Origin of the sequence: Kribbella sp. NPDC023855 (assembly GCF_040639475.1) — a bacterium.
Lineage (GTDB): Bacteria > Actinomycetota > Actinomycetes > Propionibacteriales > Kribbellaceae > Kribbella.
The window spans coordinates 609,237-631,292 of the sequence record NZ_JBFAAA010000001.1 but is presented as its reverse complement, the minus strand read 5'-3'; the positions used below and the strand labels follow the sequence as shown (position 1 = coordinate 631,292).

At 69.1% G+C, this 22,056-nt stretch carries 21 protein-coding genes and 1 pseudogene; 13 read left to right on the top strand and 9 right to left on the bottom strand.

Going from position 1 to position 22,056, the window contains the following annotated elements:
- Positions 1–135: 135 nt before the first annotated feature.
- A complete protein-coding gene (locus AB0F51_RS02855; protein WP_360273054.1) occupies positions 136–882 on the top strand; it encodes a hypothetical protein in 747 nt (248 codons plus the stop codon).
- Between the two features lie 303 nt (positions 883–1,185).
- Positions 1,186–2,403: a phosphoserine phosphatase SerB gene (gene serB / locus AB0F51_RS02850; RefSeq protein ID WP_360273051.1), complete on the top strand. Its 1,218-nt coding sequence runs from the start codon at positions 1,186–1,188 to the stop codon at positions 2,401–2,403.
- Between the two features lie 8 nt (positions 2,404–2,411).
- On the opposite strand, the gene AB0F51_RS02845 is transcribed toward serB, so the two are convergent.
- A complete protein-coding gene (locus AB0F51_RS02845; RefSeq protein ID WP_360273048.1) occupies positions 2,412–3,143 on the bottom strand; it encodes an ester cyclase in 732 nt (243 codons plus the stop codon).
- A gap of 38 nt (positions 3,144–3,181) precedes the next feature.
- Positions 3,182–3,961: a hypothetical protein gene (locus AB0F51_RS02840; protein ID WP_360273045.1), complete on the bottom strand. Its 780-nt coding sequence runs from the start codon at positions 3,959–3,961 to the stop codon at positions 3,182–3,184.
- Positions 3,962–4,119: 158 nt separating this feature from the next.
- On the opposite strand from AB0F51_RS02840, the gene AB0F51_RS02835 reads away from it, so the two are divergent.
- The 7 genes and pseudogenes from AB0F51_RS02835 to AB0F51_RS02805 form a co-directional block, all read left to right on the top strand.
- Complete coding sequence (locus AB0F51_RS02835) at positions 4,120–6,057, top strand: GAF domain-containing sensor histidine kinase (RefSeq protein WP_360273042.1); 1,938 nt, start codon at positions 4,120–4,122, stop codon at positions 6,055–6,057.
- The gene (locus AB0F51_RS02830; RefSeq protein ID WP_360273039.1) at positions 6,054–6,692 is read left to right on the top strand and encodes a response regulator transcription factor; all 639 of its coding nucleotides are present in this window, start codon (positions 6,054–6,056) and stop codon (positions 6,690–6,692) included. The genes AB0F51_RS02835 and AB0F51_RS02830 overlap by 4 nt, the downstream gene beginning before the upstream one ends.
- A 71-nt stretch (positions 6,693–6,763) precedes the next feature.
- Complete coding sequence (locus tag AB0F51_RS02825) at positions 6,764–7,882, top strand: cyanophycinase (protein WP_360273036.1); 1,119 nt, start codon at positions 6,764–6,766, stop codon at positions 7,880–7,882.
- The gene (cphA, locus tag AB0F51_RS02820) at positions 7,879–10,689 is read left to right on the top strand and encodes a cyanophycin synthetase (RefSeq protein WP_360273033.1); all 2,811 of its coding nucleotides are present in this window, start codon (positions 7,879–7,881) and stop codon (positions 10,687–10,689) included. Before AB0F51_RS02825 ends, cphA begins: the two co-directional genes overlap by 4 nt.
- Positions 10,690–10,765: 76 nt before the next feature.
- Positions 10,766–11,296 carry a copper chaperone PCu(A)C gene (locus AB0F51_RS02815; RefSeq protein WP_360273030.1) on the top strand — a complete coding sequence of 177 codons (531 nt, stop codon included), beginning with the start codon at positions 10,766–10,768 and terminating at the stop codon, positions 11,294–11,296.
- Positions 11,293–12,453 (top strand): Dyp-type peroxidase, encoded by a 1,161-nt coding sequence (locus AB0F51_RS02810; RefSeq protein WP_360273027.1) that lies wholly within the window; start codon positions 11,293–11,295, stop codon positions 12,451–12,453. Before AB0F51_RS02815 ends, AB0F51_RS02810 begins: the two co-directional genes overlap by 4 nt.
- Positions 12,454–12,483: 30 nt before the next feature.
- Positions 12,484–12,699: pseudogene (locus AB0F51_RS02805) on the top strand (PQQ-dependent sugar dehydrogenase); the annotation flags it as partial.
- Here the strand turns inward: AB0F51_RS02805 and AB0F51_RS02800 are convergent.
- The 5 genes from AB0F51_RS02800 to AB0F51_RS02780 all read right to left on the bottom strand — a co-directional run bounded on the left by AB0F51_RS02800 (position 12,652) and on the right by AB0F51_RS02780 (position 17,195).
- Positions 12,652–13,626: a hypothetical protein gene (locus AB0F51_RS02800; protein WP_360273024.1), complete on the bottom strand. Its 975-nt coding sequence runs from the start codon at positions 13,624–13,626 to the stop codon at positions 12,652–12,654. The pseudogene AB0F51_RS02805 and the gene AB0F51_RS02800 sit on opposite strands and share 48 nt — an antisense overlap.
- Positions 13,627–13,669: 43 nt before the next feature.
- Positions 13,670–15,355 carry a Mur ligase family protein gene (locus AB0F51_RS02795; RefSeq protein WP_360273021.1) on the bottom strand — a complete coding sequence of 562 codons (1,686 nt, stop codon included), beginning with the start codon at positions 15,353–15,355 and terminating at the stop codon, positions 13,670–13,672.
- Positions 15,355–16,131 carry an enoyl-ACP reductase FabI gene (gene fabI / locus AB0F51_RS02790; RefSeq protein WP_360273019.1) on the bottom strand — a complete coding sequence of 259 codons (777 nt, stop codon included), beginning with the start codon at positions 16,129–16,131 and terminating at the stop codon, positions 15,355–15,357. The genes AB0F51_RS02795 and fabI overlap by 1 nt, the downstream gene beginning before the upstream one ends.
- Before the next feature lie 26 nt (positions 16,132–16,157).
- Positions 16,158–16,862, bottom strand: a complete 705-nt coding sequence (fabG, locus tag AB0F51_RS02785; RefSeq protein WP_360273016.1) for a 3-oxoacyl-[acyl-carrier-protein] reductase — start codon at positions 16,860–16,862, stop codon at positions 16,158–16,160.
- Between the two features lie 120 nt (positions 16,863–16,982).
- A complete protein-coding gene (locus AB0F51_RS02780; RefSeq protein ID WP_020386292.1) occupies positions 16,983–17,195 on the bottom strand; it encodes a dodecin in 213 nt (70 codons plus the stop codon).
- Positions 17,196–17,267: 72 nt separating this feature from the next.
- Between AB0F51_RS02780 and AB0F51_RS02775 the strand changes: the two genes are divergently transcribed.
- Both AB0F51_RS02775 and AB0F51_RS02770 read left to right on the top strand, forming a co-directional pair.
- Positions 17,268–17,591 (top strand): DUF3099 domain-containing protein, encoded by a 324-nt coding sequence (locus AB0F51_RS02775; protein ID WP_360273013.1) that lies wholly within the window; start codon positions 17,268–17,270, stop codon positions 17,589–17,591.
- Positions 17,592–17,802: 211 nt separating this feature from the next.
- Complete coding sequence (locus AB0F51_RS02770; protein ID WP_360273010.1) at positions 17,803–18,018, top strand: hypothetical protein; 216 nt, start codon at positions 17,803–17,805, stop codon at positions 18,016–18,018.
- A gap of 93 nt (positions 18,019–18,111) precedes the next feature.
- On the opposite strand, the gene moaA is transcribed toward AB0F51_RS02770, so the two are convergent.
- Positions 18,112–19,128, bottom strand: a complete 1,017-nt coding sequence (gene moaA, locus AB0F51_RS02765; protein ID WP_360273007.1) for a GTP 3',8-cyclase MoaA — start codon at positions 19,126–19,128, stop codon at positions 18,112–18,114.
- A 68-nt stretch (positions 19,129–19,196) separates the two neighbouring features.
- On the opposite strand from moaA, the gene AB0F51_RS02760 reads away from it, so the two are divergent.
- Positions 19,197–19,994: an SURF1 family protein gene (locus AB0F51_RS02760; RefSeq protein WP_360273004.1), complete on the top strand. Its 798-nt coding sequence runs from the start codon at positions 19,197–19,199 to the stop codon at positions 19,992–19,994.
- Positions 19,995–20,069: 75 nt separating this feature from the next.
- Positions 20,070–20,825 (top strand): SDR family oxidoreductase, encoded by a 756-nt coding sequence (locus AB0F51_RS02755; RefSeq protein WP_360273001.1) that lies wholly within the window; start codon positions 20,070–20,072, stop codon positions 20,823–20,825.
- A gap of 4 nt (positions 20,826–20,829) precedes the next feature.
- Here the strand turns inward: AB0F51_RS02755 and ligD are convergent, their stop codons facing one another.
- Positions 20,830–21,897, bottom strand: a complete 1,068-nt coding sequence (ligD, locus tag AB0F51_RS02750; RefSeq protein WP_360272998.1) for a non-homologous end-joining DNA ligase — start codon at positions 21,895–21,897, stop codon at positions 20,830–20,832.
- Positions 21,898–22,056: the final 159 nt, after the last annotated feature.

Here is a 22,056-nt window from a genome sequence, read left to right as displayed (position 1 = left end):
CGCCGACCCCGCCCAGTCGTGTGAAGAACAAGAAGATCGGAGGGAGGGCGGAGTGGTGGCCCCGAGCAGTCGACGGCGATCCCGGCGAGTCGTGCCAAGAACCAAGAGATCGAGATGGGTGAAGGGGGTGGGACAATGGTGGGTGTGCTGACCACTGCCGCCTCGGTGCGTTTCACCGTGTGGACCAACGCCATGCTGACTGGCGCCTGCGACCCCGACACGGCCGCTCACAAGATCCTCGGTGAGGACGTCGGGCATCACGTGTCCGGGCTGGCCGGGCATCCCGCGCCCGCGACGTTGCCGGTGGCACTCAATCTGCTGCGGGCGGCCGGCGCGACCCAGGCGCATCTCGCGTTGCCGATTCCGGGTCACCCGATCGGGCTGGCCGGGCCGCCGACGTTCAACGAGGCCGCGCTCGAGACGGGTGAGGCGGTTGTCCTGACCGGAGCGGACATCGGGCTCGTACCGGCGTACGTCGGACCGGCGGTGCAGTGGACCGTCTTGCCTGCGACCAGTCCGTTGCCGGCCGACTTCGGTGAGGCCGACCGTGGACTTCGTACTGCGCTGATCGAGGCGGCCGAGTCGCTGGCCGCGCTGGACGTGGCGAAGTGGAAGCCGGAGGTGGCGGATGCGCTGATGGACATCCGCAAGATCGGTTCGGGCAAGGGCGATGACCTTGCGCCCGGCTACGAAGCGCGGGCCGTGAAGACCGCCGCGACCGCTCGTCGCTGCCTGGCGATCGCCGACGCCGCGCTGGAGGACGACGGTGCCGCCGTCACCGGAGCCGAGGCGGATGCCCGCCGGCGTACCTTGCTCGACCTCGGCGCCGCCGCCCGGCGCGCCCTAGTCGCAGCCTGCGGCCCACCACCCACCTCCCGCTGACCCGCTAGACCGCTCCCTCGCCAACCTGCTGACCCCCTGACCCCCTCACCCGCTGATCGCTGGCCCCCTGACCCGCTGATCTGCTGGCCGCTCCCACGCCGAACTGCTGACCCGCTGATCGCTCCCCGCTGACCCGCTCACCGCTGACCCGCTGACCCGCTCACCGCTCCCCGCCGACCTGCTGAGCCGCTGACCCGACTAGGCCGCTGACCGCTTAGCCGCCTCCCTCTCGAGCGGTCGGGTGGATTGGCATGTGGACCGGTCGTCTGGCGTTTACCGGATTTAGGTAGCGTCTGACTTGTCATGACACAGGCTGAGCGCGAAGCGCCCCCCATCGATCGCCCGACCCTGCTGGTCACGTTGACCGGTACGGACCGCCCGGGCCTGACGTCCGCCGTCCTCTCCACGCTCGCGCTCCGTGGTCTGGACGTGATCGACGCGGAGCAGGTCGTACTGCGAGGCCGGCTGGTGCTCGGCGTCCTGCTCTCGGCGCCGCGGGACCACAAGGTGCTGAAGAAGGAGCTCAAGACCCTCGCCGAGAACCTCGAGGTCGAGATCGACGTCAAGAAGGGCTTCGGCGACAACGAGCCGCGCCGCAAGGGGCGGACCCAGGTGACGGTGATCGGCAGCCCGCTGACCGCGCAGGGCTTCGCCGCGATCGCCGGCCGGATCGCCGACACCGGCGCCAACATCGACCGGATCAGCCGGATGGCGCGCTACCCGGTGACCGCGATGGAGATCGCGGTGTCAGGTGCCGATCCCGACTCGCTGCGCAAGGTCCTCGCGCTCGAAGGGGTCAACCAGGGGCTCGACGTCGCGGTACAGCCCGGTGGTCTGTACCGGCGGGCCAAGCGGCTGATCGTGATGGATGTCGACTCGACCCTGATCCAGGGCGAGGTGATCGAGATGCTCGCAGCGCACGCCGGGCGGCTCGAGGAGGTCGCGGCCGTCACCGAGCAGGCGATGCGCGGCGAGATCGACTTCGCCGAGTCGCTGCGCAACCGGGTGGCGGCGCTCGAAGGGTTGCCGGCCTCGGCGCTCGACGAGGTGTACGACGCGATCGAGCTGGCGCCGGGTGCGCGCACGCTGGTCCGGACGCTGAAGCGGCTCGGGTACCAGTTCGCGATCGTCAGCGGCGGCTTCAGCCACATCACCGACAAGCTGGCCGCCGAGCTCGGCATCGACTTCGCCGCCGCGAACGTGCTGGAGATCGTGGACGGCAAACTCACCGGCCGGGTGCTCGGCGAGATCGTCGACCGGGCCGGCAAGGCGACCATCCTGCGCCGCTTCGCCGAGACCTCCGGTACGCCGTTGTCGCAGACGGTCGCGATCGGTGACGGCGCCAACGACCTGGACATGCTGGCCGCGGCCGGACTCGGCGTCGCCTTCAACGCCAAGCCCGTCGTCCGCGCGGCCGCCGACACCCACGTCAGCGTCCCGTACCTCGACACCATCCTCTACCTGCTCGGCATCAGCCGGGAGGAAGTCGAAGCGGCCGACGCGGACACCACCATCGACTGAAGGCACCGTCACGCACGAGGGGTGGGCTGCTCGGCGGAGGCAGCGTCTGGGACCAGGCCGAGTTGGGTCAGCCAGCTGTACTGGTCCAGGACGTTCCAGTGGCTGATGATCCGGCCGTCGCGCACCCGCATCAGGTCGACGTACTGGAAGCTGACCCGCCGCCCGGTGGCGGGCACTCCCATGAACTCGCCCTCGTTGGTCCCCGTGAACGTCTTCCGGGTGATCACGGCGTCCCCCTCGGCGAACATGTCGTCGATCGTGAACACCGCGTCCGGATACGCCGCCGCAAACGCCTGCAGGAAGAACTTTCCCCCTTCGCGGTCCGTCGGGGCTCCGGGCGGCGCGCTGAAATTGACGAAATCGGGGTCGTTGAGCTCGTCGTACGCAGCCCAGTCCTGCTTGTTCTGGACCTCCTCGACGAAACGCCGGATCACCGCCTTGTTGCGCTCACAGTCCAGGTCGGCGGGCCCACGCAGCAAGTACGGAAGGTCGAACTCCTGGTAGCTGACCGGCCGCCCGCTCTCGAAGCCGAGCCGCTGGAGAGCCGGGGCCATCCGCTCGGCGAGGAACCGCTTCGAGTCCTCCTTCGTCTCCCACACGTCGAGGCTCCGGATGCCGTGCTCACTCGGGCCTCCGCCATGGACGACGAGTCCCTCGATCGGCGCGTCCCCCAGCGCCTCGCTGATCTTGAGATGAGTCTCCAGATCTCCGTCGAACTCCATCAGAATCGCGATCGCCATCGTTCTTTCCTTTCGAACTGACTTGCTGAGTGGATCGGTCAGCGAAGCGGGGGAACGTCCCACGCCTCATCGGTGGTCCGGAGGATCGCCACCGCGCAGTAGCCGAAGCTCAGCGCCATCAGCATCCAGGCCGCCATGTCCAGAACCGGCTGCTGCAACACGACGAACGCGACGACGTGCGCAGGAGTGGTGAGCAGCATCGCGACCCAGCCGATCGCCGGAATGCTTCCCCGCAAGGCGAAAGCCATCAGGATCGCTCCGACCACATGCCCGAGCACGAAGACGCCGGTACTGACGCCGGCGAGACCTTCGGCCCACAACTTGTCGATCACGACAGCAGTGGTGTCGCGCTGCTCGGCCGGCAGCTTCCCGCCCACCAGATAAAGGTTGTCGACGGCACCGATCGCCCACGATCCCAGGTAGGCCACCAGGTTGACCCCGAGCGCGATGGTCGTCAGCACGGGACGGCGACGCCGAGCCAGTCTCGCCGCCGCCAGGAACGCCGGCACGATCGTGAGGATGCCGATGTACCCGAGCAGCGCGAAGGTGAACTGCCGGCCCGGGTCGCCTGCGACCAGGTCCAGTGCCTTCCGGGTGTCCGTGTCGTCGACCTGGAAGAGCCTGGCGAGGCCGATACTCGTTGCCGGGATCAACAGAACAGCGGCAGCCACTCTGCGCTGAAAAGTCCGCAGATCCCGTACGCCGCCAGCCCGGGCCTGCTTCGCCGAGCCGGTGGCGGTCGCCGAGCCGGTGGTGGCGGCCGAGCCGGTGGCGGTCGCCGAGCCCGCGGTGGTGGCGCTGCTGGAGATGTTGCTCATGGTGTCTCCAAACCTCGGTGAGTGCTCCTTGGAGCCACCCTGGGAGCCCCAGCGGCCGCCGTTCAGTGGAGCGCCTCCCCCAAGGCCCGGGCGGCTGCCCGGCCGAACCGGGAGGTAGTTCCCTATCGGCCGGGGTGCGAGCGCGTCATGATGGCGTCATGGCAAGGGGCCGTGTCACGCTCGCCGACGGAGCACTGTTCGTCAGCGTGCTGCTCGCCGCAGCAGCCGTCGGCGGCGCCCTGGTCGTGCGCCTGGACAGAGACGACGCGGTCGCCAGCTACCTGCTGAGCAACCTGGTCATCGGCCTGTCGGCGGCCCCGTGCGGCTACCTGGTTGCCAGAGCCAAGCCGGAGCACCCCATCGGCTGGCTGTTCCTGGGGCTGGGCATCGCTCCCCTCCTGAGCGCCGCCACCGCGCCGTTGGTCATCGGTGGACAAGACGCCGGCTGGCCCGAGCCCGTGATGCGCGCCGTCGTCACCGTGTTCTCCTTCGCGTGGGGCTGGGGAGTCTTCTTCTGCCTCCCCCTTGCCTTGCAGCTGTTCCCGACCGGTACGCCGCTCAGCCCCCGCTGGCGGGCCCTGGGCTGGCTGACACTCGCCACAGCACTGATCGGAACGACCAGCACCGGCCCGACACCCGAGTACGGCGCGTCGTCGTACCTGGTGTCCCCGTGGTGGGAGCAGGGCGAGGCAGTCGCCGGGCTCCTCGCGCCGATCGTGGTGTTCCTCTCCCTGGCGTCCCTGGCCGTGCGCTACAAGCGCGGCGACGAGACGGTCAGGCAGCGGCTCCAGTGGCTGCTGGTCGCCGTCGTACTGGCCCTCGTGATCAATGTGCCGTCCTGGTTCTCCCTGCCGACCGGACGCGAGATCCTCCTGCTGCTGAGCTTCGCGCTGATACCGGCCGCGGTGACCATCGCCGTCCTGCGCTACCAACTGTTCGACGTCCGGCTGGTCCTGTCACGAGTCCTGGTCTACGGGATCCTGACCGGGATCGTCGTCCTCGCGTACTCCGCAATCGTGGCTGTCCTCAACGACGTCCTGACCGCGGCAGGTGCCCCAGTGCTGGCAGCACTGGCCGTCGCGCTCGGGTTCAACCCGCTGAGGCTTCGGGTGCAGCAACGCGTCGAGAGGGCCCTGTACGGCGCACGCCGCGACCCCGTCGAGGCCGTCTCCGTCGTCGGCCACCATCTGGCGAGCAAGGACCTCAGCACGATGCTCGACGCGTTGCGCGAAGCCTTGCGCCTGCCCTATGCATCGCTGATAGGGCTGGACGGACAGCAGACCAGTTCGGGTGAGCAGACCGGTGAGGTCCAGAGTCTCCCGCTCGTCCACGCCGGCGAGCCACAAGGGACCCTCGCCATCGGAGTACGGCGAGGAGAGCGCCAGCTGTCGCAGCCGGACCAGCAGATCCTGGACCTGCTGGTCGGGCCCCTAGCGGTGGCTCTCCACGCCACCCGGCTCAGCAGTGAGCTGCAGGCTTCCCGGGACCATGTGCTCACCGTGACGGCCGAGGAGCGTCAACGGCTGCACCGGGAGCTCCACGACAGCCTCGGGCCGATCCTGACCGGAGCAGCACTTAAGGCCGACGGCACTGCGCTAGCGGCACGCACCAACCCGGAGAAGGCCGAACAACTAGCCACCCAGCTGGCCGGCCAGCTGCGCGAAGCGATCGACGACGTGCGGCAGCTCGTCTACGGGCTCCGGCCGCCCGCACTCGACCAGCTCGGACTGATCGGCGCACTGCGTCGCCAGGCGGACGAACTGGGCCCGGTCTCCCTCACCGTGGATGCACCCGGCAAGCTCCCCGCGCTGTCGCCCACGGTCGAAGTGGCGGCGTACCGGATCGTCACCGAGGCGCTGACCAACGTCGTGCGCCACTCGACGGCCCGATCCGCCGTCGTGTCCCTGGCGGCCGACAACGGCTCGCTCAGTCTGACGGTGTCCGACAACGGAACTCCGGGCTCGGCCTGGTGTCCTGGTGTCGGACTGCGCTCAATGCAGACCCGGGCCGCTGAGGTCGGGGGCTGCTGCGACGCCGGGCCCACACCGCATGGCGGTCGCGTCACCGCCGTACTGCCGCTGGGTGTCGAGCCGTGATCAGGGTGATGGTCGCCGACGACCACCCCGTGGTACGGGACGGCCTGCGAGCGCTGTTCGAGCAGCTACCCGACATGGAGCTGGTTGCCGAGGCAGCCACCGGCGCGGAGGCGGTGCGTGCGGCCGTGACCGAGCGTCCCGACGTGGTGATCATGGACCTCGGCATGCCCGGTATGGACGGTTTCGAGGCCACCAGCGAGATCGGCAAGGTCGCCCCCGAGGTCGGCGTACTGGTCCTCACCATGACCGAGGACGAACGGACGCTGAGCCGGGCTCTGCGCGCGGGGGCGAAGGGGTACCTGCTCAAAGGCGCGACCAAGGACGAGATCGTGCGGGCGGTGACGGCCGTGAGCGCCGGCGAGGTCATCTTCAGTCAGGCGGTGGCGCGGCAGGTCCTCTCGAAGCTGACCGCCCCCGATCCGGCCGCCGATCCCTTCCCGGAGCTCACCCGGCGCGAGCGGGAGGCCGTCGACCGGCTCGCCCGCGGACTGTCGAACGCCGCGATCGCCGCCGAGCTCGGAATCTCCCTCAAGACCGTCAACAACCTGACCTCGTCCGCCTTCGCGAAGCTGGGCGTCGCCAGTCGCACCGAGGCGGTGATCCGGGCCCGCGACGCCGGCCTCGGACGCGCCTAGGCGACCGCCCACGGCCCCGACCTGTGGATGCACTGAGGGCGTCCGGAGGGTGGAGCACCTATTCTTCGGCTATGTCAGAACAGCAGGTTGGGGTGACGACGAGCGGGCCGGGTGCCCTGTTCGCCATCGGTGGGGCCGAGGACAAGCTGAAGAAGCGGCTGGTTCTGCAGGAGTTCGTCGAGGCGGCCGGCGGGCCGAAGGCGCGGATCGTGGTGGTTCCGACCGCCTCCGCGCTCGGGCCGGACGTGATCGATGTGTACTCCGCCCTGTTCGCCGCTCTCGGCGCGGCCAGCGTGGTCGGGGTCCGGCCGGAGAACCGCGAGGACGCCGACGATCCCGCGTTCATCGAGCCGCTGACCAACGCCACCGGCATTTTCATGACCGGCGGGAACCAGCTCAAACTGAGTGGTGTGGTCACCGGTACTGCGTTCGGCCGAGCCGTCACCGAAGCCCATGCGCGGGGTGCCGCGGTCGGTGGTACGTCGGCCGGCGCGAGCATCCTGGCCGAGCACATGATCGCCTTCGGCCGCTCCGGCGCGACCCCGCGGCAGCGGATGAGCCAGCTGGCCGGCGGTCTCGGCCTGGTCCAGGGCGCGATCGTGGACCAGCACTTCGCCCAGCGCAATCGGTACGGACGGTTGCTCTCGCTCGTCGCGCAGTCCCCCGGGCTGCTCGGGATCGGCGTCGACGAGGACACCGCGGCCGTCGTACGGGGCTCTCATCTGGAGGTCGTCGGGCGTGGTGCGGTGACGATCTTCGACGGCAGCAGGATCACCTCCAACGCGCACTACGCCAGCCGCTCCGAGGCGATCCTTGCCTCCGGTGTGGTCCTGCACGTGCTTCCGGCCACCGCGACCTTCGACCTGAAGGCGCGAGTGCTGCTGTCGTACGGCAAGCAACCGCCGGCCGAGGAGATCGCCTCGATCGAGGCCGCCGAGGCGGATCTGCGCAAGCTGGCCAAAGAAATCGCCGCCGAGGGCGTCTCCCCGGCGTACTACGCCGAGCGCAAGCGGCGGGCCGGCCGTCGTACGGCGAAGGCGGTCGATCCGTCGAAGAAGGCGGCCGCGTCGACGAAGTCCAGATCGTCGGCCGCGACCCAGTCCAGACCGGAGGCGACCGAGCCTCTGAGCGCGGCCGCCGAACTCAGCCGACCAGACTCCCAGCCACTAGCAGACAGTGGGAACGAATGACTGATACCGCCGCCCTTGAGCCCACCCACGGGACTCCGAGCCCGGATCTGAAGATCATCGAGACGCGTGTCTATCGCGGGCCGAACATCTGGAGCTATGAGCCGGCGATCCACCTGGTTGTCGACCTCGGATCGCTGGAGCAGTTCCCGTCGAACACCATCGACGGGTTCACCGAGCGCCTGCTCGAGTACTTGCCCCGCCTCGACCAGCACCACTGCTCGCGTGGCCGTCGCGGTGGTTTCATCGAGCGGCTGCACGAAGGCACCTGGCTCGGCCACATCGCCGAACACGTCTCGCTGCAACTGCAGCAGGAGGCCGGCCACGACATGCGGCGCGGCAAGACCCGTCAGGTGAAGGGCGTGCCCGGCCGGTACAACATCATCTACTCGTACGCCGACGAGGGCGTCGGGCTGGCCGCCGGTGAGCTGGCCATCCGGTTCGTGAACTACCTCGTCCAGCCCACACCGGACTTCGACTTCACCACCGAGCTGGAGAAGTTCATCCGGCAGGCCGAGCGGAGCGCCTTCGGTCCGTCGACCCAGGCGATCGTCGACGAGGCGGTGTCCCGCGACATCCCGTGGATCCGGCTGAACAAGGCCAGCCTGGTGCAGCTCGGCCAGGGTGTGCACGCGAAGCGGATCCGCGCCACGATGACGTCGGAGACCGGTTCGATCGCGGTCGACGTGGCCAGCGACAAGGACCTGACCACGCGGCTGCTCGCCTCGGCGGGCCTGCCGGTGCCGAGGTCGGACTCGGTCCGTTCGGTCGAGGACGCCGTCGCGGTGGCCAACAAGATCGGCTACCCGGTCGTCTGCAAGCCGCTGGACGGCAACCACGGCCGTGGTGTCTGCCTGAACCTGCAGGACGCCGACGCGGTCCGCGAGGCCTTCCCGATCGCCGCCGAGCAGTCCCGGCGGGGTTCGGTGATCGTCGAGAACTTCGTCACCGGCAAGGACTACCGCTGCCTGATCATCAACGGGCGGATGGAGGCGATCGCCGAGCGGGTGCCGGCGCACGTGGTCGGTGACGGCGTGCACACGGTGGCCGAGCTGGTCGAGATCACCAACGCCGACCCGCGCCGTGGTGTCGGGCACGAGAAGATCCTGACCCGGATCACGGTGAACCAGGCCGCTCGCGACCTGGTCAGGTCGCAGGGCTTCGAGCTGGACGACGTACCGCCCGAGGACACGATGGTGAAGCTGACGCTCACCGGCAACATGTCCACCGGCGGAATCTCGATCGACCGCACCTTCGAGGCGCACCCGGAGAACGTCGAGATCGCCGAGGAGGCGGCCCGGATGATCGGGCTGGACATCGCCGGCATCGACTTCATCTGCCCCGACATCACCCAGCCGGTCCGCGAGACCGGTGGCGCGATCTGCGAGGTGAACGCGGCACCGGGCTTCCGGATGCACACCAACCCGACGATCGGCGACCCGCAGTACATCGCCAAACCCGTCGTCGACATGCTGTTCCCGCCAGGGGCGACCAGCCGGATCCCGATCGTCGCGGTGACCGGGACGAACGGCAAGACCACCACCTCGCGGATGATCAGCCACGTCTTCAAGGGGATGGGCCGCAAGGTCGGGATGACCTCGACCGACGGCATCGTGATCGACGAGCGGCTGGTGATCCGGTCGGACGCGTCCGGGCCGAAGTCCGCCCGGATGGTGCTGCAGAACCCGCGGGTCGACTTCGCGGTGTTCGAGGTGGCCCGCGGCGGGATCCTGCGCGAAGGCCTCGGGTACGAGCGCAACGACGTCGCCGTCGTGCTGAACATCCAGCCCGACCACCTGGGCATGCGCGGCGTCGACACCCTCGACCAGCTGGCCGATGTGAAGGCCGTGCTGGTCGAGGCGGTACCGCGCAACGGCTTCGCAGTACTGAACGCCGACGACCCGCTGGTCCGCAAGATGCGCCGCAAGTGCTCGGGCGAGGTGGTCTGGTTCAGCATCGCCGAGGCGGGCACCGAGGTCCGCGACTACATCGAGGGGCACTGCCGGCGCGGTGGCCGGGCGGTCGTCCTGGAGCGGTCCGACCTGGGCGACATGATCATCATGAAACACGGCCGGCGGTCGATGCAGCTGGCCTGGACCCACTTGCTGCCGGCAACGTTCGGCGGCCGGGCGATGATGAACGTGCAGAACGCGATGGCCGCCGCGGCCGCCGCCTTCGCCGCGGGCGCGCCGCTGCACGACATCCGGCAAGGCCTGCGCACCTTCAACACCTCGTACTACCTGTCCCCCGGCCGGCTGAACGAGATCGTCGTCGACGGCCGGACGGTGATCGTCGACTACTGCCACAACGCGCCCGCGATGCGGATGCTCGGCGACTTCGTCGACAAGCTCGGCGAGAGCCTGAACGCCTCGTCCGAGCTCGGCCGGTCGTCGCGGATCGGCGTGATCGCGACCGCGGGTGACCGGCGCGACGACGACATGCGGGAGCTCGGTGAGGTCGCCGCGCACCACTTCGACGTGGTGATCGTGCGGGAGGACGCGCGGCTGCGCGGCCGCCAGCGCGGCGGTACGGCGGAACTGGTCGCCGAGGGCGTGCGGACGGCGATGGACAACGGCGCTCGCTGCCGTCAGGTCGAGATCGTGCTCGAGGAGCTGACCGCGGTCCAGCACGCGTTGTCGCGGTCGAACCCCGGCGACCTGGTGGTGCTCTGCGTCGACCAGCACCAGCGGGTGCTGTCGCACCTCGAGTCCGTGTCCCACCTCGCCCAGGCCGGTGCTCGCTCCGGTGACGAGGGCGGCGATCCGGACTACGTGAAGTCGGAGCCGGAGGCCGAGGACCCCACGGAATAGACGCTTCGTGAGCGGGGACACACCGAGTGTCCCCGCCGGTGGGAACTCGGGTAGGGCAAGCGTCGTTGGCCTGTCCGTGAAGACAAAGCTGCTGCTGATGACCGGTCTGGTCGTTGCCCTGCCCCTCCTGTTGAGCTCCTGCGGTTCGTCCGAGCCCAAGACCGAAGCGGCCGCCGCGACGACGCCCGGCGTCCTGGTCGCGGATGCCTGGGTGCGCGCGACCGTCGGCGCCAGGGACACCACCATGACGGCGGCCTTCATGGCACTGACCAACCCGGGCAAGAGCGAAATCTCGTTGACCTCGGCAACCTCTCCGGTGGCCGGCCTGGTGCAGCTGCACGAGATGTCGATGAAGGACGGCAAGATGGTGATGCAGGAGAAGACCGGTGGCATCAAGGTGCCGGCCGAGTCGCACGCGCATCTCGCGCCCAGCGGTGACCACGTCATGCTGATGGGCCTCAAGCAGCCGCTGAAGCCAGGCGACGAAGTACCGCTGACCTTGAAGTTTTCCGACGGTTCCTCACATGACCTGACCGTGCCGGTGAAGGCCTTCACCGAAGAGGAAGAGCACTACCACCCGTCGACGACACCCAGCCCGGCCTCTTGACCGGACGCCCGTCCCGGCGGCAGCTGTTCGGGTACGCCGGAGCCGCCGCCGCGGGCGCCGCTGCCACTGGCGGAGTCGTTGCGCTAGGCAACGACAAGCCTCAGCCGGTTGTTGCCCGAGACATCGATCCGTACGGCGACCACCAGCCGGCCGTCGCAGCCACGTCGCCGAAGCATGCCGAGCTGGTTGCCCTCAATCTGCTGCCGACCACCGACAAGGCAGCACTCGGCCGGCTGATGCGGCTTTGGACCAACGACATCGTGGCCCTGAGCGCCGGTCGTCCTGCACCTGGCGACACGGCTCCCGAGCTGGCCGTTCCCGGCGTCGCGCTGACCGTGACGGTCGGCTTCGGCCCGAAGGTGTTCACCCTGCCGGGACTCGCCAAGCCGCGGGGCTTCAGCGAAGTACCGGTGATGTCGCATGACCGGCTGCAGCCAGGCTGGAGTGGCGGCGACCTGCTGATCCTGGTCGGTGCCGATGACGCGGTCTCGGTCGTCCACGCCGTACGGCGACTGGTGGCTGACGCGGCGCCTTTCGCGAAACCCGCGTGGCGGCAGACCGGGTTCTGGAACAGCACCGGGCCGGACGGCAAGCCGGTCACCGGGAGGAATCTGTTCAACCAGGTCGACGGCACTGGCAACCCTTCGCCCGGTACGCAGGAGTTCGACAGCACGGTGTGGGCCGCCGATGGCAGCACCACCCTGGTCGTCCGCCGGATCAAGCTCAACCTCGACACCTGGGACGAGCTGACGCGTTCGGAGCAGGAGCGCGTGATCGGGCGGAAGCTGTCGAACGGCGCCCCATTGACCGGGGTGGCCGAGCACGACGAGCTGGACCTGGAAGCGCGCGACGCCGATGGCCGCCTGGTCATCGCGGCGAACGCCCACTCGCGACTGTCCCACCACTCGGAGAACGACGGCCGACGGATCTTCCGCAAGGGGCTCAACTACGTCCAGGACACCGGAGCCACCCGCGAGTCGGGCCTGATCTTCCTCAGCTACCAGGCCGACCTGGTCAGCCAGTTCCTCCCACTCCTGGCCCGTCTCGACGCGGCGGACGCCCTCAACGACTGGACCACCACCATCGGCTCAGCCGCCTTCGTAATCCCACCAGGCTTCAAGCCGGGCTCCTGGCTCGGCCAAACCCTGTTGACCTAACGCCGGAGGGTGAGCTGATCATCACCCTAGGTGACATCAAGTGCGGACGACTCGCGGTTCATCAACCCGCAGGCGACCTGGTCGACCGCCGAGGCGTCACCGTCCGGCCTCGCCTTCGCCAGCAGCACTCTGTGGATGGCAGCGTTGCGTGGTCAGCGGCTCTGGGCGATACCGGTCAAGGGCGGCGCCCGCAACGGCTCACCCGTCGCTTCCTTCACCAATCAGCAGGGCCGGCTGCGGACCATCACTCCGGCCGCGGAGGGCTCCCTGTGGCTGATCAGCGAGACCAACGGCGCCATCCTGCGGGTCGTCCTCGGCTAGCGGCCGGCGGCTGCGGAGGACCGGGAGGAGACGGCGCTTCGGTTCCTCCCGGTCGATCCAGTCGAGATCATCGGACAGTACTGCGTCGTTGCCGCGACCGTCGTCGGACGTGCTGGCAGGTGGCAGCGGAGGAAGGGCTCGCACCTTGAGCGCGACCATCGGGATGGCGAGCAGGATGGCGAGGACCAGCCACGGCCAGTACTCGCGCAGGATCGGCTCGAACGTCTTGAAGAACGCGTCGGTGCCTGCGTCGGCGATCTCGTCCGTCGACCGGCCCTTCGCGGAGCTGACTGCCTGCACACCCTCGACGATCGCGAACGACACCAGGTAGAACGCGGTCAACGGCAGCCAGGAGTACGCCGATGGCCAGCCGCGCCGCCAGCAAGCGACGTACAGGACGATGGTGAGGCCGATCGCGACGAGCAGGCCGTTGAGTTGCCACAGCCAGAGCCAGTCCGCCAACTCGTTGGCGGGACGCAACGCGTACCAGGCCACCGGGACGGACAACGCGAAGGCGGCGAGCACCGTACTACGGGTGCCCAGGGCACCGAATGCGGCTCCGAGAACGCTTGCCACCAGCAACGTGGCCAGCAAGTCCTTGGCAGACAGAGAATGCCCACTCAGCCACCAGGCGCCCCCGGCAACGACCGCGACCAGCGGCACCGCGATCCGGACTCGCCCGATGATCAGTCCCGCCAGCACTCCCCCGGTGAATCCGCCCAGCACGAGCAGATCCAGCCGGGTCCCGACGAACGTGGTCGAGCCGGCCGGCAGCCCCTTCAGGTACGTCGGCGCGAAGCCGGCCACGAACCAGGCGAGGACCGCCGCCGGTATCGACCACAAATAGCGCATGGGAACCCCGTTCCGCCCCGGGGCGGGTGGGGTCCCGGGGGTATCAGTGCTGTGCTCGTTCGACCTTCGCCTTCAAGGTCTCCGGGTTATCGACGGTAGCCCCCTCGGACCGCAACCAGGCGTCAAGACTCGCCCGATCCTGCAGGGACATCACCGCGACCACGTCACCCGGCTGCGCCTCGCGGACGAGTGCCTGTGCCGCCTCGAGCTCGGTCGGGAAGGCCGGTACGTCGTCGACACCGACGGAGCTGGTGCCTTCGCGGAAGACCGCTTCCAGCTCCTCCGGCGGCCGGCCGCGCAGGTACTCGCCCTTGTGCCCGATCACCACCCGGTCCGCGCCACGGGCGCCGATCGCACCCATCGCGATGACCATCTCGTCGGCCCGGTCCCCCGGTGAGCCCAGCGCCAGCAGCAGTCGTCCACCTGGCTGGCGCACGCCGTTCATGATCTCCAGCAGCGCTTCCAGCCCGGCCTCGTTGTGCGCGAGGTCGATCACGACGGTGAAGTCGCGGACCGAGTACATGTTCATCCGGCCCGGGTTGTTCTCGGCCGGCGAGAACGTGCTCAGCCCTTCGATCACCGCGGCCCGCGGCAGCCCGAGGCCCAGGGCGGCCGAGGCGGCGGCGAGCGCGTTCTCGACGTTGTAGTGCGACAGCCCGGACAGCGTCATCGGGACGTCGACGACCTTCAGCAGCGGCTCGGCGTCGCTGGACTGGTCGAGCACGGTGATGAATCCGTCCAGCACCGTGGTGGCCCGGCCGCCCTCGTCGAGCACGGTCCGGATCGACGGCGAGTCGGGATCGCGGGAGAACACCCAGCACTTGGCCGGCGAGTCGAGCCGCATCGCGAACGTCCGCGGATCGTCGCCGTTCACCACGCACCAGCCGCGTGGCCGGGTGATCTTGGTGATCACGGCCTTCACCTCGGCGAGCTGGTCGACGGTGTCGATGCCGCCCAGACCGAGGTGATCGGCGGTGACGTTGGTGACCACGGAGACGTCGTTGTAGGCCACGCCGACGCCGCGACGCAGGATGCCTCCGCGAGCCGTCTCGGTGACGGCCAGCTGGACACCTGGCTGCGAGAGCACCTGGCCGGCGCCGCTCGGACCGGAGAAGTCGCCGTACTTGACCAGCTCGCCGTCGAAGTACACGCCGTCGGTGCTGGACCAGCCGGTGTGCAGGCCGGCCGCGCGACCGATGTGCGCGATCATCCGCGAGGTAGTCGTCTTGCCGTTCGTGCCGGTGACGGCGACGACGGGGATCTTCGGCCGCAGCGTCGGCGGGGCGTTGCCGGCCGGCTCGCTCCGGACCCGGTCGCCGACGGCCGCGATCACCTCGGGCAGCTCGTCGGTGCCGAACGCGTCGACGACCTCGACGATTGCCGCGGCGAGGGCCCGGGCGCGGCCTTCATGCGCCCACGGGTACGCCACCACGAGCTCGTGCACGTCGGTCCCCGACCGCACCCGTACGCCGATCCGCCCGATCCCGGCCTCGCGGGCGATCCGCCGGACGATGTGCCCGACGACCCGGACGGCGAACCGCTGCCGGAATCCGGAGCCGATCCGCCCCGGCCGGGTCGCGCCCAGCCCGAGCGCCGATGCGTACGCCTTCGCCGCCGGCGCCGGTGCGTCGATGAGTGCGGTCAGATCGAGCGTGAGCTTGACCGCCGCACGACTGAAGTAGAGGTTGGCTCCGTCCAGGACGCGGAGCTCTACCAAGGAGCTGGCCACTAGGCACCCATCGCGTGGTAGCCGCCGTCGACGTGGATGATCTCGCCGGTGGTGGAGGGGAAGAAGTCGCTGAGCAGGCCGACGATCGTCTTGCCGGTCGGCTCCAGGTCGGACGGGTCCCAGCCCAGCGGGGCCCGGTCCAGCCACGGCTCCTCGAACTTCTCGAAGCCCGGGATCGCCTTCGCGGCCAGCGTCTTCAACGGTCCGGCCGAGACCAGGTTGCAGCGAATCCCCTGCGCACCCAGATCACGCGCCAGGTAGCGCGAGGTCGACTCCAGTGCCGCCTTCGCGACACCCATCCAGTCGTAGCCCGGCCAGGCCACCGTCGCGTCGAAGGTCAGGCCGACGATGCTGCCACCGCGGCTCATCAACGGAGCACACGTCACCGCCAGCGACTTCAGGCTGTACGCCGAGACGTGTACCGCCTGCGACACGTCTTCCCACGGACCGTCGAGGAACTTGCCGCCGAGGATCGTCTCCGGGTTGCCGTAGGCAATGGAGTGCACGACGCCGTCCAGGCCGTCGACGTGCTCGCGGACCGCGTCCGGCAGCGCCGCCAGGTGCTCGGCGTCGGTGACGTCCAGCTCGAGGACGGGCGGTTCGACGGGCAGCCGTTTGGCGATCCGTCTGGTGATGCTCAGGGCCCGGCCGAAGTTCGAGATCAGCACCGTGGCGCCTTGTTCCTGCGCCACCTTGGCGGTCGCGAAACCGATCGAGGAGTCGAGCGTGACGCCCGCGACCAGGATGCGCTTGCCGTCGAGGATGCCCACCGGCATTCCCTTTCTAGAAGTAGTAGAGAGAGTTAGTTGCCCATGCCGATGCCGCCGTCGACCGGGATCACCGCGCCGGTGATGTACCCAGCTTCCTCGGACGAAATCCAGCGGACGGCCTGGGCGATCTCCTCGGTCCGGCCGAACCGGCCGAGCGGGATCTGGCTCAGGTACTGCTTCTGGGTCTCTTCCGGCAGGACCGCGGTCATGTCGGTCTCGACGAAGCCGGGCGCGACCACGTTGGTGGTGATGCCGCGGCTGCCGAGCTCACGCGCCATCGAGCGGGCCATCCCGATCAGGCCGGACTTGCTGGCGGCGTAGTTCACCTGGCCGGGCGAGCCGAGCATGCCGACCACCGAGGAGATGAAGACGATCCGGCCGCGACGCAGGCGCAGCATGCCCTTGGCGGCCCGCCGGGCGACCCGGAAGGAGCCGGTCAGGTTGGTCTGGATGACGGCGTCCCAGTCCTCGTCGGACATCCGCAGCAGCAGCGTGTCGCGGGTGATGCCGGCGTTCGCGATCAGTACCTCGACCGGGCCGTGCTCGGCCGCGATGGTGTCGAACGCGGCGTCCACCTGCTCGGCGTCCGTGACATCGCACTTCACGCCGAGAAAGCCCTCCGGCGGTTCACCGCTGCGGTAGGTGACGGCGACCTGGTCGCCCCCCTCCTTGAAGGCGGTCGCGATGGCCAGGCCGATGCCCCGGTTCCCGCCGGTGACCAGTACCGATCTCGCCACGTTTCCATCTCCTCACTCAACCGACTGCCGCCCGCACGGGCTCTGCCGCACGAACGGTATCTCCCGCCCCGGCTGGTACTGCGAACCGGGCGGCCCCGGCGGTTCGCAGTACAGCTCAGGTCAGGAGTCTTCGAGCCGGAAGCCGACCTTCAGACCGACCTGGTAGTGGTCGATCGCGTTGTCGACGATGTGGCCGCGGATCTGGGTCACCTCGAACCAGTCCAGGTGCCGCAGCGTCTCGCCGGCCCGGGTGATCGCGTTCGTGATCGCCGCGTCGACGCCCTCCTTGGAGGTGCCGACGATCTCGGTGACGCGGTAGGTGCGATCGGTCATCAGTGTTCTCCTTCGCCTGGGTGCGCCGCGACTTCCGTGGCGGCGTACCGTTGGTGTTGGTGAGGAGAATAGATGCCACAGCGTCATAAGCGGGGTCGTGGACGGGCGGACGAAACGGTCATCTCGGTGACCAGTGCGCAGCCCGGCCGGTCGGAGGACCTGGAGAGTCGCATCTTCCGGTACGCCTGGATGATGTCGCTGCGGGTGGTGTGTTTTGTCGGCGCAGTCCTGACCCCTTCACCGTGGCGCTGGATCCTGCTGGTCGGCGCCGTTCTCCTGCCGTCGGTGGCCGTTGTCCTGGCCAATGCGCGACGGACCGCGAAGGTGTCCGGAGCCGACGTCTACGTACCGCCGGCCCGGCCCGAACTGGGTCCGGAACGCGACACCAAAAAGTGATCTGCGTCGGGACTGGATTCTCACGATGGATCCGTGTCAGAATCTCCCGCGTGCTCTGAAGTGCATGGATGAAATTCAGAGACTTGATGCGGCGTCGGACGGCTCCCCCCGTGGCTGTCCGACGTCGCTTCATTTTGCCCAGGCTATTGATTATTGAGTGGTCAGGAACAATTGCCGGGACCGACCGGAATGCCCCTCAGGAGACCCTGCCGTGAGTGAAACCCCGCCCGATGAGGGACTGGCGTCCGTCTGCTCTGCAAGGGGATGCGGCAAGCCGGCCACCTGGGCCCTGTTGTGGAACAACCCGAAGATCCACACGCCCGACCGGCGCAAGACCTGGCTGGCCTGTGACGAGCACAAGCAGAGCCTGTCCGACTTCCTCGGCGCGCGTTCTTTCCTGCGCGAGGTGGAGCCATTCCCGGGCTGAATCCGGGACCTTCGGCGGGCGTTACAGCAGAAAAAGTAAATTTCCGGTTCAGAATGGCGCGGACCAGCATCACTGGCCGGCCGGTGATGCCGGTCAGCCGCCGATCGCGGACATCGGCCGGACCGGCTGCAGAAAGCTCGGGTCGTTGATCCCGTGGCCGGGCAGTTTGCCCCGCATCGCGCGCCGCCAGCGGTCCGCGAGTTCCTCGTCGCCGGCGCCGGCGCGCAGCGCCGTCCGGAGGTCCGACTCGGTCCGGGCGAACAGGCAGTCGCGCACCTGACCGTCGGCGGTCAGCCGGACCCGGTCGCAGTCGCCGCAGAACGGACGCGTGACGCTCGCGATGATGCCGACCGTGGCCGGCCCGCCGTGCACGGTGAACGACTCGGCCGGAGCGCTCCCCCGGCTCTCCGCGTCGGTCGCGGCCAGGCCGAAGCGCTCGCCGAGCATCTCGAGGATCTCGTCGGCGGTGATCATCTGGTCCCGGCTCCAGCCGTGCTGGGCGTCCAGCGGCATCTGCTCGATGAAGCGCAGCTCGTAGCCGTGGTCGAGACAGAACTGGAGCAGTTCGGGCGCCTGGTCGTCGTTCACGCCCCGCATCAGGACGGCGTTGACCTTCACCGGCGCAAGTCCGGCTTCGTGAGCCGCCGCAAGGCCGGCCAGCACGTCCTTGAGCCGGTCCCGCCTGGTCATCTGCAGGAAAGTGTCCTGCCGGATGGTGTCGAGGCTCACATTCACCCGGTCCAGTCCGGCGTCGCGCAACGCCTCCGCCTGCCGGGCCAGGCCGATCCCGTTGGTGGTCAGCGAGACCTGCGGGCGGGGCTGGAGTTGCGTAGTACGGGAGACTATGCCGACCAGGCCGCGGCGCAGCAGTGGCTCGCCGCCGGTGAAGCGGATCTCGTCGACGCCCAGGTGGGTGACGGCGATCGAGACCAGCCGGACGATCTCGTCGTCGGTCAGCAGCTCGGGCTTGGCCAGCCAGTCCAGACCTTCCTCGGGCATGCAGTAGGTGCAGCGCAGGTTGCAGCGGTCGGTCAACGACACGCGCAGGTCAGTGGCGACCCTGCCGAAGTTGTCGGCCAGGCCTGAGTGGGAGGTGCTGGGCGCTGTCACGTGCCCAGCCTACGTCGCCGTGGGCAGCCGAGGGTGGGGCGTTTCGGTGGATGGCTTAAGTTCGAACCGTGCGTCGTCTGATGAATCCCCGGTGGATCGCCGCCGCGTTGGTGATCCTCGCCCTGGCCGGAGCCTGTGTGGAGCTCGGCCGGTGGCAGCTGCACCGGCTGGATTCCCGCAAGTCGCACAACGGGATCACGCGGACGAATCTGGCCGCGCCGCCGGCTCCGCTGGCCGAGATCGTCGGTCCGCAGCGGGTGGTCGGCGAACAGCACGACTGGCGTACCGCTGTGGTCACAGGGCGCTACGACGCGTCCAAGCAGGTCGTCCTGCGCTATCGGAACGTGGACGACCGGCCCGGCTTCGAGATCGTCACTCCTCTGCTCCTGTCCGACGGCACCGCGGTCCTCGTCGACCGTGGCTTCCTGCCTCGGCAGGGTGCTGAACTGGCCCCGAGCAACATCCCCGCCGTACCGTCCGGTGAGGTCACGGTCACCGGCCGGCTGCGCCGCAGCGAGCGTGGCGGAAACACCACCGGCGGTACGCCGAGCGACGGCACCGCTCGGCTCATCAACGGACCCGAGTTCGCCAAGGCCCTCGGGCTGAATCTGTACGACGGGTATCTGACGGTGGAGCAGCAGGTCCCCGCCAACGACCCCGCTTTCCGCGGCTTCCCCGGGCCGCAGATCGACAACGGGCCGCACTTCTTCTATGCGCTGCAGTGGTTCTTCTTCGCGCTGATGGCCCTCGGCGGGCTGATCTACTTCTCCCGGCGCGACGTGACGGAAGCCCGGTCCGAGCCCGACGATTCGTTGCCTTCCGCAACGAAATCGGACGAATCGCAGCGGAGTACGGCGGATTCGTAGTACCGGGTGGCCGTTGCCTGCGGCCACCACGGGCGTGTCGGCGCGGGATGTCGCGGTCTGAGGCAGGATGGTGCCGTGGACCTCGGACTTCGCGATCGCATCTACATCGTCACCGGTGCCAGTGGTGGGCTCGGCTTCGCTACCGCGAAAGCCCTGGCCGCCGAAGGAGCCCGGCTGGTGATCTCCAGCCGCAACGAGGAGTCGATCTCCCGGGCGGCGGCCGAGCTCGGCGACCAGGTCGTCGGCATCCCGGTCGACAACGCCGACCCGGAGAGCGCCGAGCGGCTGGCCGCGACCGCTATCGCCAAGTGGGGCGCCTTGCACGGCGCGCTGATCAGCGTCGGCGGGCCCCGGCCCGGGACCGCGATGGACACCGAGGAGGACGACTGGCGGGCGGCCTTCGACAGCGTTTTCCTCGGCGGGCTGCGGATCGCGCGCTCGGTCGCGCGAGCCGGTAGCGACGGGACGTCGATCGCCTTCGTGCTCTCGTCCTCGGTGAAGTCGCCGATCACCGGCCTGGCGATCTCCAACGGCCTGCGTCCGGGCCTCGCGATGGTGGCCAAGACTCTGGCCGACGAGCTGGGGCCGAACGGCGTCCGGGTCAACGGCCTGATGCCCGGCCGGATCGCGACCGACCGGCTGAAGGAGCTCGACGGCAAGTCCGGCGACCCGGACGCGGCCCGCCGCGCCGCGGAGAAGACGATCCCGCTCCGCCGCTACGGCATGCCCGACGAGTTCGGCCGGGTCGCCGCCTTCGTGCTCTCCCCCGCCGCGTCGTACCTGACGGGCGCCATCATCCCGATCGACGGCGGCGCCCTCCGCGCGATCTGACCGCCTAGTCCGGCGGATCCTTCGGGCGGTCGCGGTCCTTCGACGGCTGGACCCGTTTCGGCTCACCGGGCATCTTCGGGTACTCCGGTGGATACGGCAGGTCGCCTTCGCCGAAGTCGCGTTCGTGCTTGGCGGACAGGTCGAGCAGCGACTCCAGTGAGAACGCCTTCTCGCCGACGGCCGCGTGCAGGTCCCCGACCTCGGCGAACCGGGCCGGCATGGTCAGTACGTCGAAGTCGTCCGGCTCCACCTCGGAGACCTCCTCCCACCGCAGCGGCGCCGACACGCGAGCCCGAGCGTTGGGACGGACGGAGTACGCCGAGGCGATCGTGCGGTCGCGGGCCATCTGGTTGTAGTCGATGAAGACGCGTTCGCCGCGCTCCTCCTTCCACCAGTTCACCGTGACCTGGTCGGGCATCCGGCGGGACAGTTCGCGGCCGAGCGCGATAACCGCGCGCCTGGCCTGGACGAAGTCCCAGCGCGGCTCGATCGGGACATAGACGTGCAGCCCGCGACCGCCCGAGGTCTTGGGGTAGCCCTCGAGACCGTGCTCGGCCAGCAACTCACGCAGTACCGGAGCGACCACCGCGGCGCTCTTGAAGTCCGTGCCGGGCTGAGGATCGAGGTCGATCCGCAGTTGGTCGGGTGAGTCCAGGTGGGGGCGCCGGACCGGCCAGGGGTGGAAGGTCAGCGTGCCGAGGTTGGCTGCCCAGGCCACCACGGCCAGCTCGGTCGGGCAGACCTCGTCAGCTGGCCGGCCGCTGGGGAACTTGATCGTCGCCGTCTCGACCCAGTCGGGCGCGCCCTTGGCGACCCGCTTCTGGTAGAACGCGTCGCCCTTGTTGTCCATCCGGGTGGACAGTTTCGCGCCCTCGAACCAGCCGCCCGGCCAGCGCTCCAGCGTGGTCGGCCGGTCCCGGAGCGCGCCCAGGATGCCGTCGCCGACCGCGACGAAGTAGTTCACGATGTCCAGCTTGGTCAGTCCCCGGTCCGCGAAGTACGGCTTGTCCGGGTTGCTCACCCGGACCGTCCGCCCCGCGATCTCCAGCTCGATTGCCTTGGTCGCCGCCATGCCGCGACGCTACCGCCCGGCACCGACCAAAAACGCGGTGAGCGCGCGGGAAAGCAAACTTTTCGCAAGCTCTACCCACGCTAGGTGACTGAGCGGTAACGTTCCTGCACCTCGTTCCTGGGGCGTGAGGCCTCCGGGACACTCTTGAAGGAGCACGAG

What these genes read in the sequence shown, in the direction of transcription:
- AB0F51_RS02855 (WP_360273054.1), top strand. Translation starts at nt 136, where the DNA reads ATGGTGGGTGTGCTGACCACTGCCGCCTCGGTGCGTTTCACCGTGTGG.
- serB (WP_360273051.1), top strand. Translation starts at nt 1,186, where the DNA reads ATGACACAGGCTGAGCGCGAAGCGCCCCCCATCGATCGCCCGACCCTG.
- AB0F51_RS02845 (WP_360273048.1), bottom strand. Translation starts at nt 3,143, where the DNA reads ATGGCGATCGCGATTCTGATGGAGTTCGACGGAGATCTGGAGACTCAT.
- AB0F51_RS02840 (WP_360273045.1), bottom strand. Translation starts at nt 3,961, where the DNA reads ATGAGCAACATCTCCAGCAGCGCCACCACCGCGGGCTCGGCGACCGCC.
- AB0F51_RS02835 (WP_360273042.1), top strand. Translation starts at nt 4,120, where the DNA reads ATGGCAAGGGGCCGTGTCACGCTCGCCGACGGAGCACTGTTCGTCAGC.
- AB0F51_RS02825 (WP_360273036.1), top strand. Translation starts at nt 6,764, where the DNA reads ATGTCAGAACAGCAGGTTGGGGTGACGACGAGCGGGCCGGGTGCCCTG.
- cphA (WP_360273033.1), top strand. Translation starts at nt 7,879, where the DNA reads ATGACTGATACCGCCGCCCTTGAGCCCACCCACGGGACTCCGAGCCCG.
- AB0F51_RS02800 (WP_360273024.1), bottom strand. Translation starts at nt 13,626, where the DNA reads ATGCGCTATTTGTGGTCGATACCGGCGGCGGTCCTCGCCTGGTTCGTG.
- fabI (WP_360273019.1), bottom strand. Translation starts at nt 16,131, where the DNA reads ATGCCGGTGGGCATCCTCGACGGCAAGCGCATCCTGGTCGCGGGCGTC.
- AB0F51_RS02780 (WP_020386292.1), bottom strand. Translation starts at nt 17,195, where the DNA reads ATGACCGATCGCACCTACCGCGTCACCGAGATCGTCGGCACCTCCAAG.
- AB0F51_RS02775 (WP_360273013.1), top strand. Translation starts at nt 17,268, where the DNA reads ATGCCACAGCGTCATAAGCGGGGTCGTGGACGGGCGGACGAAACGGTC.
- ligD (WP_360272998.1), bottom strand. Translation starts at nt 21,897, where the DNA reads ATGGCGGCGACCAAGGCAATCGAGCTGGAGATCGCGGGGCGGACGGTC.